We start from the raw sequence: 17,208 nt of genomic DNA, 5'->3' as shown, positions 1-17,208 counted from the left end.
ATTCCGTGGAACATGACTGCGCAATACGGTTTAATACTACTTTTTAGGTCTGACGCGGCCTGCAGCGCATGGGTATTTATACGTAGGATGGAGAAATCACCTATCTGGATTATGCGTACATCTGGCAGCGGCTGTCTGTATCGGGCCGGTCCAAATCCATGATTTTGCAGGTAGAAGGATCACCGGAAATGGTTAATTATTCAGTGTAGTTCAAAAAAAAACTGCCCGTATGGGGCAGCTTTTAAATTTCACTTACTAAGAATTTCAGATCATCATCAGCATATTGATCTCCTGTTGTTCAAGAAAACGCCACCGACCACGCGGAAGGTCTTTTTTGGTAAGGTTGGCAAATGCCACCCGGTCGAGTTTTACCACTTCATAATCAAGCGCTTCGAACAAACGCCTGACCACCCTGTTTTTCCCGGAGTGAATCACTACGCCGATGTTCTTTTTGTCATCGGCGTTTCCGGTATAGGCAATTTCATCCACAGCCATCAACCCGTCTTCCAGTTCTATGCCTTCGGATAACTGAAGCATGTCCGCTTTGCTCAGGCCCTTATTCAGCTCAACATGATAAACTTTACGGACTTTATGTCCGGGATGGGTAAGCTTCTTGGCAACATCCCCGTCGTTGGTAAACAGCAGCAGGCCCGTCGTATTGCGATCGAGACGGCCAACCGGATAAATTCTTTCGCGGCAGGCGTCCTTCACCAGCATCATCACGGTATTCCTGTCCTGCGGATCATCCACGGTAGTAATATAACCTTTGGGCTTATTGAGCAACAGGTAGACCTTCTTTTCCATACTCAGGGTTTCTCCGCCAAACTGCACCTGATCTTCTCTCGAAATGCGGGTGCCCAGCAGGGTTACCACCTTGCCATTCACCGAAACAGCGCCGGATTCAATCAGGGTATCGGCTTCCCTGCGGGAGCAGATGCCGGCATTGGCAAGATACTTATTAAGCCTGATGGTGCCATCCTCACCATAACCGCGCTTTCCTCTGGCTGGCTTATCCTGTGAAGAGAATTTATCCCGGCGGAATCCTCCTGGTTTAGGTGAAGCATAGTCGCTTTCACGTTTTTTGAACGAAGGCCGCTTTGTTCCGGTATCCCTGCTACCAGTCCTTCTTTCCGGCTTATACTCATGGTCGCCTCTTTTCCAGGTGCTATCCCCTGCAGATGTTTCACTGCTTTCAGAATTCCGTTCGCGGGGGCTGAATGGTTCCCCGCTCCCCTTTTCCAACCGCTTTTTGTAAGGCCGCGGTGCGTCAGTGTCTTCACGCTTTATTTTGCAAGGCTTCCTGTCTTTATCAGGAACATCACCGGATGGATGATCAGAATATCTCTTTTCACGCGGAGCTCCGGACTCCTCGTCGCGCTTTCGGGGACGGAAAGGTTTTCCTTCATTATTGTCTTTTGAAAATCGCGGAGCATTAGCACTATACGGCCTTTTTTCAAAAGGTCTGCGGCTTTTATCAGGATGTTCACCGGATGGACGATCAAACGATCTCTTTTCACGGGGCGCTCCGGATTCCTCATCCCGTTTCCAGGGGCGGGAAGGCCTGTTATCTTTTCTGTCTTTTGAAAACCGGGGAGCGTCCGGTTCTTCGTGTTTTTTCTCGTAAGGCTTACGGCTCCTGAAGGTTTTGGCATCTGCGCTTGCCGTATCTCCTGAATGCCCAGCATCCTTATTTCCGCGCTTACCACCGAAAGCCGGCTTCCGGCTGCTGCTTCCCTTACCGGGACGGGCCCCGTCGGGTTTTTTGCGTTTCCCAGAATCATTATCACCGGGAATCCTTTTCATTGCACTCATTGATTAAAATTTAGCCTGCAAAGTTAGCGAAGATTATCACATGCGCATGAAATATAAAAATACTGATTTTCAAATAATTTACACCTGTGGGTCGCTCTTTAACGAATAAGAACTCCAAATCTTTTAATGAGAAAATACGCAGCTGATCGTTTTTTTTCGTATATTCGTAAAACGACATTTACAGAGAATATTTCTGCATAAATATTCTCCGCAAACCGACAAAAATTTGGCATTATGGAACCGCAGGAAGAAAAAATCGTAGTCATTGCCCGTCATTCAAACTCCAGGGCATTACTCTTGCAATCCAGGCTTGCTGCAGAAGGAATTGAGTGTTTCCTGTCGCATCAGAACCTGCTTCAGGGCGCATTTTCATCAGGCGTGGAAATCAGGGTAAAAAAATCGGATGTTGAGAAAGCATTACGTCTTATTGAACAATCGAAGGCAGAACACGGAATTCAAAAAGAAGCAGCAGTTAAATCGCTGCGCAGTGTCCGGAAGATACTTGTTCCCGTTGACTTCTCCGATGCTTCGCTGAAGGCATGCAGTTTTGCCCTTGGTCTGGCCACCAAACTCAAAGCCGAGATCAAGCTTTTACATGTTTATTACAATCCGGTGATTGATATCGCCCCCTTTGATACCAGCCATGCCTACCAGGTAAATCTGGTCAATTACCTGCACGAAGCCGAACAAAATGCCCGGCATCAGCTGGTAAACCTGGCGAAAGAACTGAAAGCAAAAGCGAAGAAGAAGAAGTCGGATACACGGATAACCTACTCACTCACCAACGGGATTGCTGCAGATGAAATTATTGCAAAAAGCCGCAATTATAAACCCGGCCTTATCGTGATAGGCACCAGGGGTATCGGTCATCAAACCGGCGGATTTCTGGGCAGTGTAACAGCAAAGGTGATAGAAAAAACCGCTGCACCGGTGCTGGCGATTCCCGAAAACTGCCGTTACACCAGTGTCGAGAATCTGAAAAATGTGCTTTATGCTACTGATTTTGACGAGTCGGACCACCTGAACATGAGCCGGCTGATCAACCTGCTGCACCCTTTTGATACAGCCCTTTTCTGTGTGCACGTCAGCATCGGCCTCCGGAAATCATGGCAAAAAGTAAAAATGGACAGCCTGGAATATTTCATGGAAAAGGAATATCCTAAATATCCGGTAAAATACGAGATTGTTGTCAGCGATGATATCATCAACGGGCTGGAAACCTATATGCGCAACCAGTCTATTGATGTAATCGCCCTTACCAACCATAACCGCGGATTGCTGGCAAAACTCTTTACACCGAGTATTACGAAAATGGTTCTGGGCAGGATCAACAAACCGCTTTTTGTATTCAAATCATCTTAAAAATTACAGCACAGGATAGAAGGCATCTTCGATGTGATGAACCCGCTTCGTGGTATTGTTCAGGATTACTGAAATGATATCGAAGCGGGCTTCTTTTTCTATATTGTTCTTCTCAATATATGCCTGGGTGGCGCGCACAAGAAAGCGCTGCTTGGCTGAATTAACAAACACTTCAGGCTCACCGAAATAGTTGGATGTCCGCGTTTTTACTTCCACCACCACCAGGCAATTATCTGTTTCGGCGATGATGTCTATTTCATCTTTCCCGAATCTCCAGTTGGTATCGCGGATGGTATACCCATGATCCCGCAGGTGTTTTGCGGCAATCTCCTCCCCTGCCCTGCCAAGGTCATTATGCTCTGCCATATGTTTTCCTGTATGTATAAGAATAAAACATTATAAAGTCAGGCTCTGCGGCAAGCTGCTGATTGCTTCCGGAAATATCCTGTTTATTAAATTGATACTGCTTTAATATTTCAATCTTGGACTCTTAAAGATAGCAAGAAAGACAATGCTAAAGTTACGTTTTCTTTTCCTGAAAAACTATCAAAGATTGCCTAATAACAGGGCATATAGCAAATAGAGCAGCGCAAAAAATCCCAGTATGAAAACTGCCGGTTTAAACAGTGACTTCAGTTTACCCGAGGCGGATCGCTGATCGGGCGGTTGAAAAGAGAGACTTCCGATACCCGCCGACACATCCAGTAATGCTTCACGCCCCAGTAAGAGCGGCATATTTTCCTTTATATGACCTGCAGGGAAACCAAACAGCACAGGATATTTATACTCTGCCACAGTTTCATGAATGATCTGTTCAGCATTTTTGCCAAAAGGGATGGTATTGTCGCGCATCTCTGTCATACCACCAACAATGAGACCCGCCAGCCCGTCGAGTTTGCCGCTTCGTTTCAGGTTCATCATCATCCGGTCGATGTGATAAAGGTACTCATCCAGATCCTCGATAAAGAGTATATTATCCCGGGTGTCAATATCGGAAGGGGTTCCGGAAAGGCTATAGAGGATGGAAAGATTGCCGCCGACCACAATGCCCCGGGCATGACCCGGCACGGAAAAAGCTCCCGGTTCCACCCGGTAGGCCGGATTTTCGCCGCAAAGACAGCGCAGCATGGCTTCGGCCGGCTCACCCACAGGTCCATCCGCCGGAATATTCAACGGCATGGTGGCATGCAGGGTTTCTATCCCGTAGTGCCGCTGAATGTGCGAATGCAATACGGTAATGTCGCTGTAACCCACAATCCATTTGGGATCCCTGAGGAAACCGGAAAAGTCAAGCTTATCAATGATCCTTACAGTCCCGTAACCTCCCCTCGCACAAACCACAGCCCGGACGTCAGAATTATCAAGCATCTCCTGTAAGTCGGCCCTGCGCAGTTCATCCGCTCCGGCAAACTGCCGGTCAGAAGCATACAGGTTTCTTCCCGTAATCACCACAAATCCCTGTGATTCAAACCAACGGACAGCAGGCTCAATTTCGGCCGGCAACACCTTGCGGGCCGTGGCCACAATACCTATCTTATCTCCGGGCTTCAGAAATGCAGGGGTGATCATATTTTTTAGTTTAACAGATCAAAGATAAAGGAAATCCCCAAGGGCCGCATCCTCAAAATTTAGAATCATTCTAAATGCTTTTAGCGCAAGGGATTGAGCATGGTTTTCTATTTTTGTTCAAACAAATCTATGATAAGCTGGAACGATTTTGAAAAGGTAGAAATCAGAACCGGGACGATACTTACGGCTGAGGAATTTCCCGAAGCCCGCAAGCCGGCCTGGAAACTCACCATTGATTTCGGGAAGCTTGGCGTGCTGAAATCTTCGGCGCAAATCACTTCCATTTACAGGCAGGAGGACCTGCCGGGTAAACAGATAGTGGCAGTGGTAAACTTCCCACCCAAACAGATTGGTCCTTTCCGGAGCGAATGCCTGGTGCTTGGGGTTTACACAAAAACAGGAGAGGTCGTGCTGCTGCAGACCGAACGCAGGGTTGACAACGGATTAAGAATCGGATAACCGGGAAAAAGCAGGAAAAGTTCATGGAAGCAACAACCGACCTGACGTTGATTTTTAATCATCTGAGATCCCTGATGAAGCCATATGAAACCGGCTCCGTTAAAGCCAGGGTAGACGAAGAGAAACGCTACGACCTCTGGTCAGAAAAGAAGGTGGTGATTGAAGGCAGGAAACGAAACGACGTTTATTTTGCCGGACTCGTAATCCAGCGCAACTATTTGGGCTTTTACTATATGCCGGTGTATGTGGATGAGGATTTGAAAGCAGTTTTTAAACCTGAACTGCTGAAACTGCTGAAAGGAAAATCCTGCTTCCACGTAAAAAAAATGGATGATCAGCTGAGTGAGCAGATATCGGATGCCCTTCGGAGTGGATATGACCTGTATCTCGAAAGGGGCTGGATTTAAGAATATCAGATAAATCAATACACAGAGAATATTTTAAACAATTGATAGCATGGACAAATCAATCAAAGGAACACAGACAGAAAAAAACCTGCTGAAGGCATTTGCAGGAGAATCTCAGGCCGCAAGGCGCTACAGGCTGTTTGCCAATAAAGCCCGGGAAGACGGCTACGAGCAAATCGCCGCTTTCTTCGAAGAAACCGCCAATCAGGAAGACTCGCATTCACGCATGTTCTTTAAGTATCTCGAAGGCGGAATGCTCGAGATCACAGCCGCCTACCCGGCGGGCGCGGTTGGCTCAACTTCCGAAAACCTCGAGGCTGCTGCCGAAGGCGAAAATGAAGAATGGACCCTGCTCTATCCTGAATTTGCGAAAATAGCCGAGGAGGAAGGCTTCAAAAGAATTGCCAACACCTTTAAACTGGTGGCAAGCGTTGAGGTGGAACATGAGAAACGCTACCTGAAACTGCTCGAAAACCTTAATAAAAACAAGGTTTTTGAAAAAGAGGAAGAGATTATCTGGGTGTGCCGCCACTGCGGATATCACTATAAAGGCAGGAAAGCCCTCAAAAACTGCCCGGCATGCGAACATCCGCAGGCATTTTTTGAAATGAAACAGGAAAACTACTGATTAACATTGATTTTCCTATACAAGGCATGCCTAAACCGCATGCCTTTTTTCTTTTATGATCATTAAGACAGGATTGACGAGATGGACAGGATGGACAGGATGGATTCCTGCAAGATTTTAAAGGTATCATGTTTGAATTTTAATAAAAGTCCGCCAGGTCAGGGTTACGGTTAAAAATATTAACCGCTTGTTCATTGCGCCGTACATTTTCTCTTCCACGGATCCAAAGCCTTATCAACAAGCAATTACCAACCCGGTTCATTTGTTTATCTTTGCACCCTGCAATCAAAAAGAGGCTGACCATGAACGAGCAATCCGAAAAAAAATTCAAACGATATACCATTACTTCCGCCCTCCCTTATGCCAACGGGCCCATCCATATCGGACATCTTGCCGGGGTGTATGTCCCGGCCGATATCTATGCCCGCTACCTGCGTTCGAAGGGGGAGGATGTCTTATTTATCGGGGGTTCGGACGAACACGGGGTGCCCATTACCATCAAAGCACGCAAGGAAGGGGTGACGCCCCAGCAGGTGGTTGATACCTACCATGGCATCATCAAAAAGTCGTTCGAAGATTTTGGCGTTTCCTTCGATATATACAGCCGGACTTCCAACCAAATCCATCACGAAACAGCCTCGGAATTCTTTAAGAAGCTTTATGATAAAGGCGAATTCATCGAAAAGATTTCTCAACAATACTACGATGAAGAGCACCAGACTTTCCTGGCCGACCGCTACATAACCGGCACCTGTCCGCACTGCGGATTCGAACGGGCTTACGGCGACCAGTGCGAGAACTGCGGCACTTCGCTGAACGCCACCGACCTTATCAATCCAAAGTCAGCCCTCAGCGGCAGCGTGCCGGTGATGAGGGATACAAAACACTGGTTTTTACCCCTCGACAAATACGAGCCGTGGATGCGCGAATGGATACTGGAGGGTCACCGGGATGACTGGAAAACCAATGTTTACGGGCAGTGTAAGTCGTGGCTCGACCACGGTCTGCAGCCCCGGGCCGTTACCCGTGACCTCGACTGGGGTGTAAAGGTTCCGCTTCCGGATGCGGAGGGCAAGGTGCTGTACGTGTGGTTCGACGCGCCCATCGGCTATATCTCGGCGAGCCGCGAATGGGCCGAACAAACCGGGAAAGACTGGGTTCCATACTGGAAATCGGAAGATTCAAAACTTGTTCATTTTATCGGCAAGGACAACATCGTTTTCCACTGCATCGTATTCCCGGGCATGCTGAAGGCCGAAGGATCCTACATTTTGCCCGATAACGTGCCGGCCAATGAATTTCTGAATCTCGAAAACGATAAGATTTCCACCTCCCGCAACTGGGCCGTCTGGCTGCACGAGTACCTTGAGGAGTTCCCCGGCAAGCAGGATGTGCTGCGTTATGTGCTCACCGCCAACGCCCCGGAAACCAAAGACAACGACTTTACCTGGCGCGATTTTCAAGCCCGTAACAACAGCGAGCTGCTGGCCATATTCGGCAACTTTGTTAACCGTACCCTGGTGCTTACACAGAAATATTTTGAAGGAAAGGTACCCGATATGGGACCTTTGGAGGATTACGACCGTGAAGTGCTGGCTGAAATGGCCGGTTTCCCGGAAAGGATTGCCCGCAGCATTGACCTCTACCGCTTCCGCGAAGCCCTGAACGAGCTGATGAACCTGGCCCGGCTTGGCAATAAATACCTTACGGACACCGAACCCTGGAAAGTATTCAAAACGAATCCCGAAAAGGTCAGGACAACCCTCAATATCTCCCTGCAGATCTGCGCCAACCTGTCGGTTTTGTGCGAACCCTTCCTCCCCTTCAGCGCTGAAAAGCTCACGCAGATGCTGAACATCACTCCGCTGAAGTGGGCAGATGCCGGCTCAGCCAGCCTGCTTCCCGGCGGGCATACACTGAATCAGCCCGGACTGCTGTTCGAAAAAATTGAAGATGCTGCCATCGAAACCCAGATTCAGAAACTTCTGGACACCAGAAAAAGCAATGAAGCCGCCAATGCAATTGCCCGTCCCGCAAAGGATGTGATTGAATTTGACGACTTCGGAAAAGTGGACCTGCGAACGGGCACCATCATCGCGGCAGAAAAAGTTGCCAAAACAAAAAAACTGCTGAAGCTTACTGTCGACACCGGTATCGACAAACGTACCGTGGTTTCGGGCATTGCCGAGTATTATGAACCGGAAAACATCATCGGACAGCAGGTAGCCATACTGGTGAACCTTGCCCCCCGGAACCTGAAAGGCATTGAATCGCAGGGAATGATCCTGATGGCGGAGGATCACGACGGAAAACTATGTTTTATTGCTCCGACTTCATTGATGAAGAATGGAAGTGAAATAAGGTAATTCCGGAGCACCGCCCTCCTGTTGATGCCAGTTTATCCGGGGGTCAGAAGCGGAAGCTTGCTTTCAGTTATTAAAGTCTTTTACCCGCTTCAGTAAAACCATTTTACCGGGAAATAATCATTGGTCAGTTTACCATTGATGATTTTCTGACGGCATTTCATTCATCATTTGCTACTTTTTTATTTCCCCGGATTCAGAAAAATTTTATATTTTTGCAACAATGTTGCATTTGTAACGTTATTTCACCTGAAGATTCTTACCCTATGCAAGCTTCTGAAATACTAAAACATTTTCAGCTAAAAAAGACTTCTCCGCGTCTGGCCATTATTGAAGCGCTGCAATCGGCAGACCTTCCATTGTCAGAAACAGAAATCAGCAAAAGCATGGGCAGCCATTACGACAGGACTACCTTTTACCGCAGTATACTGACACTGGAAGAATCAGGCATCATCCACAAAATTGTGATCGACAAACTTCAGGTCAAATATGCCTTGAATGAACCCGACAAAATAAATAATCCGGCAGATCATGCTCATTTTTATTGCCATCACTGCAAAAGACTTATTTGCCTGAATGAAATTCACCCGGGACCCTATAAACTCCCGAAAGGTTTTTCCCCGGAGGAATCGGAAATAATTATCAAAGGCTTGTGCGACAAATGTACTCATTCATAAATTGATTGTCAGCATTGTGAAAAGTCGTGCCAATAAAATAAGGATGATGTTGTCGGTTATGCTGACAGCTATTCTGCTTGCCCCCATTATTATTCAGGGCTTGCACAGGCACAGCCACTCGCATTGTTGCCACATCAATGTACCCGAGGGCCTGAACAGGTATTATCACCACCACGATCATCATTCCTGCAGAATATGCAGTTTCGAAATTTTACCGGGGGTTTCTGCCGAATCCGTAAACTTACCCTCATCATTTTCTACTGAAACAGATACTGAGTTTTTATACAAGAGTTCAGATGCCATATTCATTCCGGTATATGCCCGCCTGAGAGCTCCTCCTGCAGCATAACATCATGTTTCAGAGAACTGGCTTTTTGTTACATGGCCAGCAGCGTTTCTTTTAAACTTTACCTCAAGTATATTAATAATGAAATTTTTTGCAACGGCAGTTGTAATGCTGATGCTGTCGTATTCTGCAGCTTACAGCCAGCAAAAGTATGAACTTAGCGGAAAGGTCTTATCATCCGGAAACAAGCCTCTGGCCGGTGTTAATGTCAGGTTGGAAAGCCATACAACAGGCGGCGTTACTGACAAAACAGGCCGTTTCACGCTGGGTCGTTTTCCGGAAGGAAATTACTATATAATAATTTCTTCCGTGGGTTTTGAAACTCAAAGAGTGAACCTCAGCCTGAAAAGTGACAGCAGTCTGAAAATTATACTATTTCCTGCGGTGGTTACATTGTCCGAAGTGACTATTGATGGCGACTACCACAACTTCCGGCGTTCCGGAGATTCAAGAGCGGTGGAAGTTGTCACTGATGAGTTTTTACGTAAAAACTTGTCAGGCAGCCTGATGAAAACTTTGGACCGGCTACCGGGTGTGAGCGCTATGTCCATAGGTTCCGGTCAATCCAAGCCTGTGATCAGGGGGATGAGTTTTAATCAGGTGATAGTTGCCGAAAACGGAGTTAAACACGAAAGCCAGCAATGGGGTGCCGACCACGGAGTGGAAGTAGATCAGTTTGCGGTGGAGCGGGTGGAAGTAATTAAAGGGCCGGCTTCTCTTATGTACGGATCAGATGCGATAGCAGGTGTGATTGATCTCAAACAGTCTTTTGTGCCGGCACCGGGTGAAGCTGGCGGTGATATCACCCTGAGCGGACAGAGTAATAACATGCAGGCAGCAGCCTCCATCGGGCTTTATTCCCGAAAGGAAAAATGGTGGGCCAAAGCCCGGTTCACCGTCATCGATTACGCCGATTACCGGATTCCCGCCGATAGTGTTGAGTACTATTCGTACTATTTCAGGCTTAAAGACCGAAAATTGCGGAATACAGCCGGAGAGGAGAAAAACGGGAACATAGCCCTGGGATATATTTCGGGGAAGCTTAATTCAACCTTTTATATTAACAATACCTCTTCAAAAAGCGGCTTTTTTGCCAATGCCCACGGGCTTGAAATCCGCAACTCTCAGATTGACTACGACCGCAGCGACCGCGACATTGATCTGCCGAAGCAACAGGTAAATCACCTGAAAATGCACTGGCAAACTTCATGGGAACATGCCGGATTCACTCACCGAATGGACATTGCCTTGCAACACAACAACCGCAAAGAGTTTTCTGAAGCGGTGGAACACGGTTACATGCCAAAACCTCCCGACAGCCTCGAACGCAGATTCGTAAAGCAAACATGGTCGCTGGCTTATGCCGTAAAAAACCGTGAATCGGCCGCAATCAGGCTTTCTGCCGGTATCAATGCCGAACATCAGCACAATACTTCAGATGGATGGGGTTTTATCCTGCCTTCATTCAAAAGAAATACAGCCGGAGCATATCTGCTGGGAGAAACAAAACCTTCCGCAAAATGGCTGATTCTGTCCGGGTTACGTATGGATGCCGGTTCGGTACTCATAGAAGAGTATTTCGACTGGTTTCTTAGTCCGGCAGAGGAAAACAATACGCAAATGATCTACAAACAGCGTGCTTTTGCAACTTCTCCCCGATTCAGCCACCTGAGCGGTTCCGCAGGATTTGTTTACAAGTCGGGAAGTGTGGTGGTAAAAACCAACCTGGGAAACAGTTTCAGGCTTCCATTAGCCAAAGAGCTGGCTTCGGACGGGGTGAATTACCATATGTACCGGTTCGAAAAGGGGAACCCGCTGCTCAAACCCGAAACCGCCTGGCAACTTGATGCAGGCCTTGAAGTCAGCCGGATGAAATGGGCTGCAGAAATCTCTCCATTTATCTCCTGGTTTCCATCCTACATTTACCTGAACCCCACCCCGGATTATTATGAAGGGTTACAGGTTTTTAATTACACCCAGGCAGATGTTCTGAGGGCCGGCGGTGAATTTCATCTGCATTATACAATACTCAGGAAACTGAAATCAGGGGCCATAGGTGAGTACGTCTGGTCTCAGCAGATGTCGGGCATTAAAAAAGGCTTCGGGCTTCCATTTTCACCGCCGGCATCTGTCTTGCTGAATCTTAGTTGTGAGCCGGTTTTGGGAGGAGTGATGTCTGACACCTGGATTTCTCTTGATTTTAAAATGGTTGCAGCCCAAAACAACATTGTACCTCCCGAGAAGAAAACACCCGGATATAATGTACTGAATATTGGAGCCGGGTCAACCCTGAAAGCAGGGAAACAATCGCTTGAAATTACTTTACGGATTACCAATTTATTGAATCGCCGGTATCTCGACCATACCGGGTTTTACAGGCTTATAGAAGTTCCCGACCCGGGCCGCGGATTTCAACTTAGCCTGAGAATGCCTTTTAATATTAACACAAAAAAAACTTAACGAAATGAAAAACAACAGATTATTAATACCTGCGATGGCTTTGGGATTAATCCTTGCAATCACATCCTGCAAGAAAGAAGATGAAATCAAAGCACCGGAATTTGTAAGTTTTGAACTGGGTTACAACAACAGCGGCTCCGCGGTGATTGGCGATGATTTGCATATCGATGCGGAAATTCTTGCCGAAGGAAAAGTCGCAAATATCCGGATTACCATTCATCATGAAGGCGGTCATGGGAAAACATCTCTGCTGGATGAAGAGTGGGAAGTTGACAGCACTTACACCACCAGCTATGCCGGGGCCAAAAACATTGATTTTCACGAACACATCGATATTCCGGGAACAGCAGAAGCCGGTGACTATCATTTTCACCTGATTGTTACCGATATGGAAGGGAACCGCACCGAAAAAGAGGCTGAACTGCTTCTTGTTTTACCTGCCGACAATACCGCTCCTGTGGTAAGCATATCTTCCGCTCCGGCCGAAGCACAGGTTTTTACATACGGGCAGGACATTACAATTTCAGGAACTGTAACCGATGAGACCGCCCTTGGCGGTATGTATATCGGCCTGGTAAGGGTTGCGCAGGGGTTACAGGATTCGGAAGTGAATGCTACCAATACCATCACTTTACTGCACACCCATATTTTTGATACAGACAAGCACCATAATTTTTCGGCTTCAATTAAAGTTGGTGCTTCATCCGACAACAATACCCCTCCCAAGGAAATTACCGGAGACATAGCCTGGACCTTAGGAGAATACTACATTCTTGTAAAAGCGAAAGATGCGTTTGGCGGTAACTGGGGCTTTTCACAAAGATATCCCGTTCAAACAGATATTTAATCACCCCGGAGCAGCGTGCTTTCAGTTAGCACGCTGCTCTTTCAATTTAAAAACCATGAAACCTGTATTACCATTTTTTGTCATTCTTCTGTTACTTACTTTATTTATTTCGTGTGATAAAGAGGCTAAGGATGATGTGTATCCCGAAATTAAAATGGATTGTTGCGGCGGATTCCCGCTTAATTGTGATGAAGTGGATCGCGGAAGTTCTTTCACCTTTGTAGCTCAGTTTTCCGACAATGAAGAACTCGGCGCTTTCAGCCTCGATATTCATAATAACTTTGACCACCATACACACAGCACCGATCCGGTTCCCTGTGAACCGGAACCAATTAAGGATCCGGTGAATCCGTTCAGGCTGATAAAGGAATATCAGATTCCGTCAGGAATGACCAGCCATCTTGCAGAAGTTGAAATAAACATTCCTGCAGATGTCGATCCCGGTGATTATCATTTGATGGTCCGGCTTACTGATAAAGCCGGGTGGCAAACCCTCAAGGGAATCAGCTTCAAAATCAGGTAAGCAATCCGGGAAAGCTCAATCAACGTCCCGGTAGTTTTGTGATTATGCAATACCAATATCCCTTAACTTTGCCCCATGATAGCGATTGATAAGACCCTGAACTCCGACGACCTCGCGAACGTCTGTTTTGTATGCGACCTGCAGCGCTGCAAAGGCGCCTGCTGTGTGGAAGGCGATGCCGGCGCCCCGCTCGAGGAGCCGGAAATAGCGGAACTGGAAGACAATATTGATTACATCAGGCCATTTATGCGGCCGGAGGGGATCGAAATTGTGGAGGAACTCGGTGTTTTTGATTACGACGCCCACGGGCATTACGTTACCCCCCTGATCCACGGAGCGGAATGCGCTTTTGTGGTTTTTTCGGATGACGGCATTGCCGCCTGTGCCATCGAAAAAGCCTGGGAAGCCGGAAAATCATCATTCCGGAAACCGGTTTCCTGTCATCTATATCCGGTAAGGATCAGTAAATACAATGATTTTGACGCCGTGAACTACCACCAGTGGCACGTTTGCCAACCCGCCCTGGAACTGGGAAAACGGCTGAACGTACCGGTTTATAAATTCCTCCGTGATTCTCTCATACGAAAGTACGGGGAACAGTGGTATGCAAGTCTCTGCGAGACCATTGAAAAGCAAAACAGCAAAAAGTAGCAGCATCAAAAAGGCCGCCCTTCCGGACAGCCTTTAAATCATATTTTCAGCAAATCAAGCTTACTCCATCGGGTCGATCACCTTCGCAGCAGCCTGCATCTCAAGGTCCTTGTCGATGTGGAACATACCGGCCTTGTCACTGCCAACCAGTTTCATCTTGTCGAGGATACCGTGAGCGGTGCTTTCCTCTTCAATCTGCTCGTTGATGTACCACTGCAGGAAGTTACCGGTGGTGTAATCCTTTTCCTTCAGGGAAATTTCATACAATTTGTTGATCTCAGCGGTGATAAACTCCTCATGTTTCAGCACCTGCTCAAATACATCAAGCAGATTTTTGTACTTCGGAGCCGGTGCTCCGAGGGGTGAAAGAATGGCATTTCCACCGCGGTCGTTCAGGTATTTGATAAATTTCAGCATATGCATACGCTCTTCATCGCTTTGTTTGTAGAGCCAGTCGGCAGCGCCACGAAATCCGCTTGTTTCGCACCATGAAGCCATGGCCATGTAAATCCGGGATGAATGCTCTTCGTTCATGATCTGAACATTGATGGCATCTTCAACTTTCTTCGAAATCATACTCGTATTTTTTTAGGGTTAACGTTCATGCGTTAAAACAGCAGCGAATTTAAGCATTTTTTAAAGCTTCGGCACCACCGACAATTTCAAGTATTTCTTTGGTGATGGCAGCCTGACGCGCTTTGTTATATGTCAGCCGCAACTCCTTCAGCAGCTCCGAAGCATTGTCGGTAGCCTGCGACATGGCGGTCATCCTCGCGCCAAGTTCCGATGCCCAAGAGTCGAGCAGGGCTTTGAAGAACTGTGTCTTCAGAATTCTGGGGATCAGTTCGGACAGTATCTCTTTCTGAGATGGGTCAAAAATATACTCCGTCTCCTGATCATGATGTCCGGATTCAGCGCTTCCGCTTTGAACCGGCAGGAATTGCTCAACCAATAGCTTTTGAACTACCGCATTTTTAAACTGGTGATAGACAAATACTATCCGGTCATAAGTCCCCGACAGATATAACTCAATCAACGATTCGGCCACCTCCGCGCTTTTCGGATAACTCAGCTGATCATAGAGTTCGTCGTAAGACGCTACAATATTAACCGGCATTTTGGTAAAAAACTCGGTTGCCTTCCGCCCGATGGTAATGAGGTCCGCTTCTTCCTGTGCGTCAGCCGCAGTAAGCAGCAGGCTGCTTACCTGTTTGATCACATTTGTATTGTATGCCCCGCAAAGGCCCCGGTTTGAGGTAAAAACAACATACAAAACCCTGTTTGCACTATGCTGCACATTAAACGCTGACAGTGCATCACCCTGACCGGCGGATAATTGCATGAGCAACTTCTGCTGCTGCCCGGCATAAGGCCTCAGCTGAAGAATACCGGTCTGGGCCTTGCGCAGTTTTGAAGCAGCAACCATCTTCATGGCACTGGTAATCTGCTGCGTTGACTTAACGGAGGCGATCCTTGTTCTGACTTCTTTCAGGCTGGGCATCTCAGTCGGTTTTATTTGGCTTCATACTTGCGGATAAGCTCAAGGGCCACCGTTTCAAGCTCCTGTTCAATTTCAGGGGTATACTGGCCTTTTCGCAGTTTTTCGAGCAAACCGGCATGCAGATCTTCCAGTTTATGCAGAAATTCAACTTCAAAATTATGCACATTCTGCATGGGTATCTTCTGAAGCAACCCTCTGGAGCCGCAGAAAATAATGGCTATCTGCTGTTCTACCGGCATGGGCGAATACTGAGGTTGTTTCAGGATTTCCACATTGCGGGCGCCCTTATCAAGTATGGATTTGGTTACTGCATCAAGGTCAGAACCAAACTTGGCAAAGGCTTCCAGTTCACGATACTGGGCCTGATCAAGTTTCAGGGTTCCGGCAACCTTCTTCATCGGTTTAATCTGGGCGCTGCCCCCAACCCTGGATACTGAAATCCCCACGTTGATTGCAGGCCTGATCCCGGAATTGAAAAGATTGGTTTCCAAAAAGATCTGGCCGTCGGTGATGGAAATTACATTGGTCGGGATATAGGCTGATACGTCACCGGCCTGGGTCTCAATAATGGGCAGGGCGGTCAGGGAACCTCCCCCTTTTACTTTTCCCTGCAGGCAGGCAGGCAGATCGTTCATGCCTGAGGCGATTTCATCGGAAGAGATGATTTTGGCAGCCCTTTCAAGCAACCTGGAATGCAGATAGAATACATCACCGGGATAGGCTTCGCGTCCGGGCGGACGGCGGAGCAGCAGCGACACTTCACGGTAAGCTACGGCCTGTTTCGAAAGGTCATCAAAGATAATCAGCGCCGGCCTTCCCGTATCGCGGAAATACTCTCCGATGGCAGCACCGGCAAAAGGCGCGTAAAACTGCATGGCCGCAGGATCGCTGGCGGTGGCTACCACCACCACCGTGTACTGCATGGCTCCTTTTTGCTCAAGGGTTTGCACGATGCCGGCCACTGAACTTCCTTTTTGCCCGATGGCCACATAAATGCAATATACAGGCTCCCCTTTATCAAAAAACTCCTTCTGATTGATGATGGTATCGAGGGCAATGGCGGTCTTTCCTGTCTGGCGGTCGCCGATGATCAGTTCACGCTGCCCGCGGCCGATGGGAATCATGGCGTCAATGGCCTTGATGCCCGTTTGAAGCGGTTCATTTACCGGCTGCCGGTAAATAACCCCCGGCGCTTTCCGTTCAAGCGGCATCTCATAAACTTCTCCAAGGATGGGGCCCTTGCCGTCGACAGGCTCACCCACCGTGTTGATCACACGGCCGAGCATGCCCTCACTTACAGGAATGGAGGCGATGGTGCGGGTGCGCTTTACCTGGTCGCCCTCATTGATACCACTGCCTTCGCCCAGCATTACCACCCCTACATTGTCTTCTTCAAGGTTAAGCACAATCCCTTTGATGCCGGTCGATTCAAACTCGATCAACTCTCCGGCCTGCACATTGTTGAGACCATATACCCTGGCGATGCCGTCGCCAACCTGTAATACCGTCCCTGTTTCATCAAGTTCCGCTTCCGACCTGAATCCGGCAAGTTGCTGCCTGAGTATTGCAGATACTTCTGCGGGTTTAATTTCTGCCATCTGGT

Annotated in this window: 16 protein-coding genes and 1 pseudogene; 10 read left to right on the top strand and 7 right to left on the bottom strand. The window is 47.8% G+C overall.

Annotated elements, in window-relative coordinates:
- Positions 1-264: 264 nt before the first annotated feature.
- Positions 265-969 (bottom strand): annotated as a pseudogene (locus tag TBC1_RS18125) (pseudouridine synthase); the annotation flags it as partial.
- A gap of 314 nt (positions 970-1,283) precedes the next feature.
- The gene (locus TBC1_RS18120) at positions 1,284-1,781 is read right to left on the bottom strand and encodes a hypothetical protein (protein ID WP_236695623.1); all 498 of its coding nucleotides are present in this window, start codon (positions 1,779-1,781) and stop codon (positions 1,284-1,286) included.
- 265 nt (positions 1,782-2,046) lie between these two features.
- Between TBC1_RS18120 and TBC1_RS01000 the strand changes: the two genes are divergently transcribed.
- Positions 2,047-3,174, top strand: coding sequence for a universal stress protein (locus TBC1_RS01000; protein ID WP_062037243.1), 1,128 nt, complete (start codon positions 2,047-2,049; stop codon positions 3,172-3,174).
- Positions 3,175-3,177: 3 nt separating this feature from the next.
- On the opposite strand, the gene TBC1_RS00995 is transcribed toward TBC1_RS01000, so the two are convergent.
- Complete coding sequence (locus tag TBC1_RS00995) at positions 3,178-3,540, bottom strand: YraN family protein (RefSeq protein ID WP_062037241.1); 363 nt, start codon at positions 3,538-3,540, stop codon at positions 3,178-3,180.
- 180 nt (positions 3,541-3,720) lie between these two features.
- On the bottom strand, positions 3,721-4,743 hold the full coding sequence (locus tag TBC1_RS00990) for a S66 peptidase family protein (protein ID WP_082189428.1): 1,023 nt from the start codon (positions 4,741-4,743) through the stop codon (positions 3,721-3,723).
- Positions 4,744-4,872: 129 nt separating this feature from the next.
- Between TBC1_RS00990 and TBC1_RS00985 the strand changes: the two genes are divergently transcribed.
- The 9 genes from TBC1_RS00985 to TBC1_RS00940 all read left to right on the top strand — a co-directional run bounded on the left by TBC1_RS00985 (position 4,873) and on the right by TBC1_RS00940 (position 14,104).
- Complete coding sequence (locus TBC1_RS00985) at positions 4,873-5,202, top strand: tRNA-binding protein (RefSeq protein WP_062037238.1); 330 nt, start codon at positions 4,873-4,875, stop codon at positions 5,200-5,202.
- Positions 5,203-5,225: 23 nt separating this feature from the next.
- Entirely contained in the window at positions 5,226-5,609 is a 384-nt protein-coding gene (locus tag TBC1_RS00980) for a hypothetical protein (RefSeq protein WP_062037235.1), read from the top strand.
- Positions 5,610-5,658: 49 nt separating this feature from the next.
- Positions 5,659-6,237, top strand: a complete 579-nt coding sequence (gene rbr / locus TBC1_RS00975) for a rubrerythrin (protein WP_062037232.1) — start codon at positions 5,659-5,661, stop codon at positions 6,235-6,237.
- A 302-nt stretch (positions 6,238-6,539) separates the two neighbouring features.
- On the top strand, positions 6,540-8,603 hold the full coding sequence (metG, locus tag TBC1_RS00970) for a methionine--tRNA ligase (protein ID WP_062037229.1): 2,064 nt from the start codon (positions 6,540-6,542) through the stop codon (positions 8,601-8,603).
- A gap of 263 nt (positions 8,604-8,866) precedes the next feature.
- Complete coding sequence (locus TBC1_RS00965) at positions 8,867-9,277, top strand: Fur family transcriptional regulator (protein ID WP_062037227.1); 411 nt, start codon at positions 8,867-8,869, stop codon at positions 9,275-9,277.
- 427 nt (positions 9,278-9,704) lie between these two features.
- Positions 9,705-12,083, top strand: a complete 2,379-nt coding sequence (locus TBC1_RS00955; RefSeq protein ID WP_062037222.1) for a TonB-dependent receptor — start codon at positions 9,705-9,707, stop codon at positions 12,081-12,083.
- 4 nt (positions 12,084-12,087) lie between these two features.
- Complete coding sequence (locus TBC1_RS00950) at positions 12,088-12,930, top strand: DUF4625 domain-containing protein (protein WP_082189427.1); 843 nt, start codon at positions 12,088-12,090, stop codon at positions 12,928-12,930.
- A 55-nt stretch (positions 12,931-12,985) separates the two neighbouring features.
- Positions 12,986-13,453, top strand: a complete 468-nt coding sequence (locus TBC1_RS00945) for a DUF4625 domain-containing protein (protein ID WP_062037216.1) — start codon at positions 12,986-12,988, stop codon at positions 13,451-13,453.
- A 75-nt stretch (positions 13,454-13,528) separates the two neighbouring features.
- The gene (locus tag TBC1_RS00940; RefSeq protein ID WP_062037214.1) at positions 13,529-14,104 is read left to right on the top strand and encodes a DUF3109 family protein; all 576 of its coding nucleotides are present in this window, start codon (positions 13,529-13,531) and stop codon (positions 14,102-14,104) included.
- Positions 14,105-14,164: 60 nt separating this feature from the next.
- Here TBC1_RS00940 and TBC1_RS00935 read toward each other — a convergent pair whose 3' ends face one another.
- The 3 genes from TBC1_RS00935 to atpA are packed head-to-tail and all read right to left on the bottom strand — an operon-like array spanning position 14,165 to position 17,203.
- Positions 14,165-14,680 (bottom strand): ferritin, encoded by a 516-nt coding sequence (locus tag TBC1_RS00935; protein ID WP_062037211.1) that lies wholly within the window; start codon positions 14,678-14,680, stop codon positions 14,165-14,167.
- Positions 14,681-14,729: 49 nt separating this feature from the next.
- Positions 14,730-15,605 (bottom strand): ATP synthase F1 subunit gamma, encoded by an 876-nt coding sequence (gene atpG, locus TBC1_RS00930; RefSeq protein ID WP_062037208.1) that lies wholly within the window; start codon positions 15,603-15,605, stop codon positions 14,730-14,732.
- 11 nt (positions 15,606-15,616) lie between these two features.
- Positions 15,617-17,203, bottom strand: coding sequence for a F0F1 ATP synthase subunit alpha (gene atpA / locus TBC1_RS00925; protein WP_062037205.1), 1,587 nt, complete (start codon positions 17,201-17,203; stop codon positions 15,617-15,619).
- Positions 17,204-17,208: the final 5 nt, after the last annotated feature.

The organism is Lentimicrobium saccharophilum (assembly GCF_001192835.1).
Taxonomy (GTDB): Bacteria; Bacteroidota; Bacteroidia; order Bacteroidales; family Lentimicrobiaceae; genus Lentimicrobium; species Lentimicrobium saccharophilum.
The sequence above is the reverse complement of the archived record's forward strand: the minus strand, read 5'-3'. Positions and strand labels throughout refer to the sequence as shown.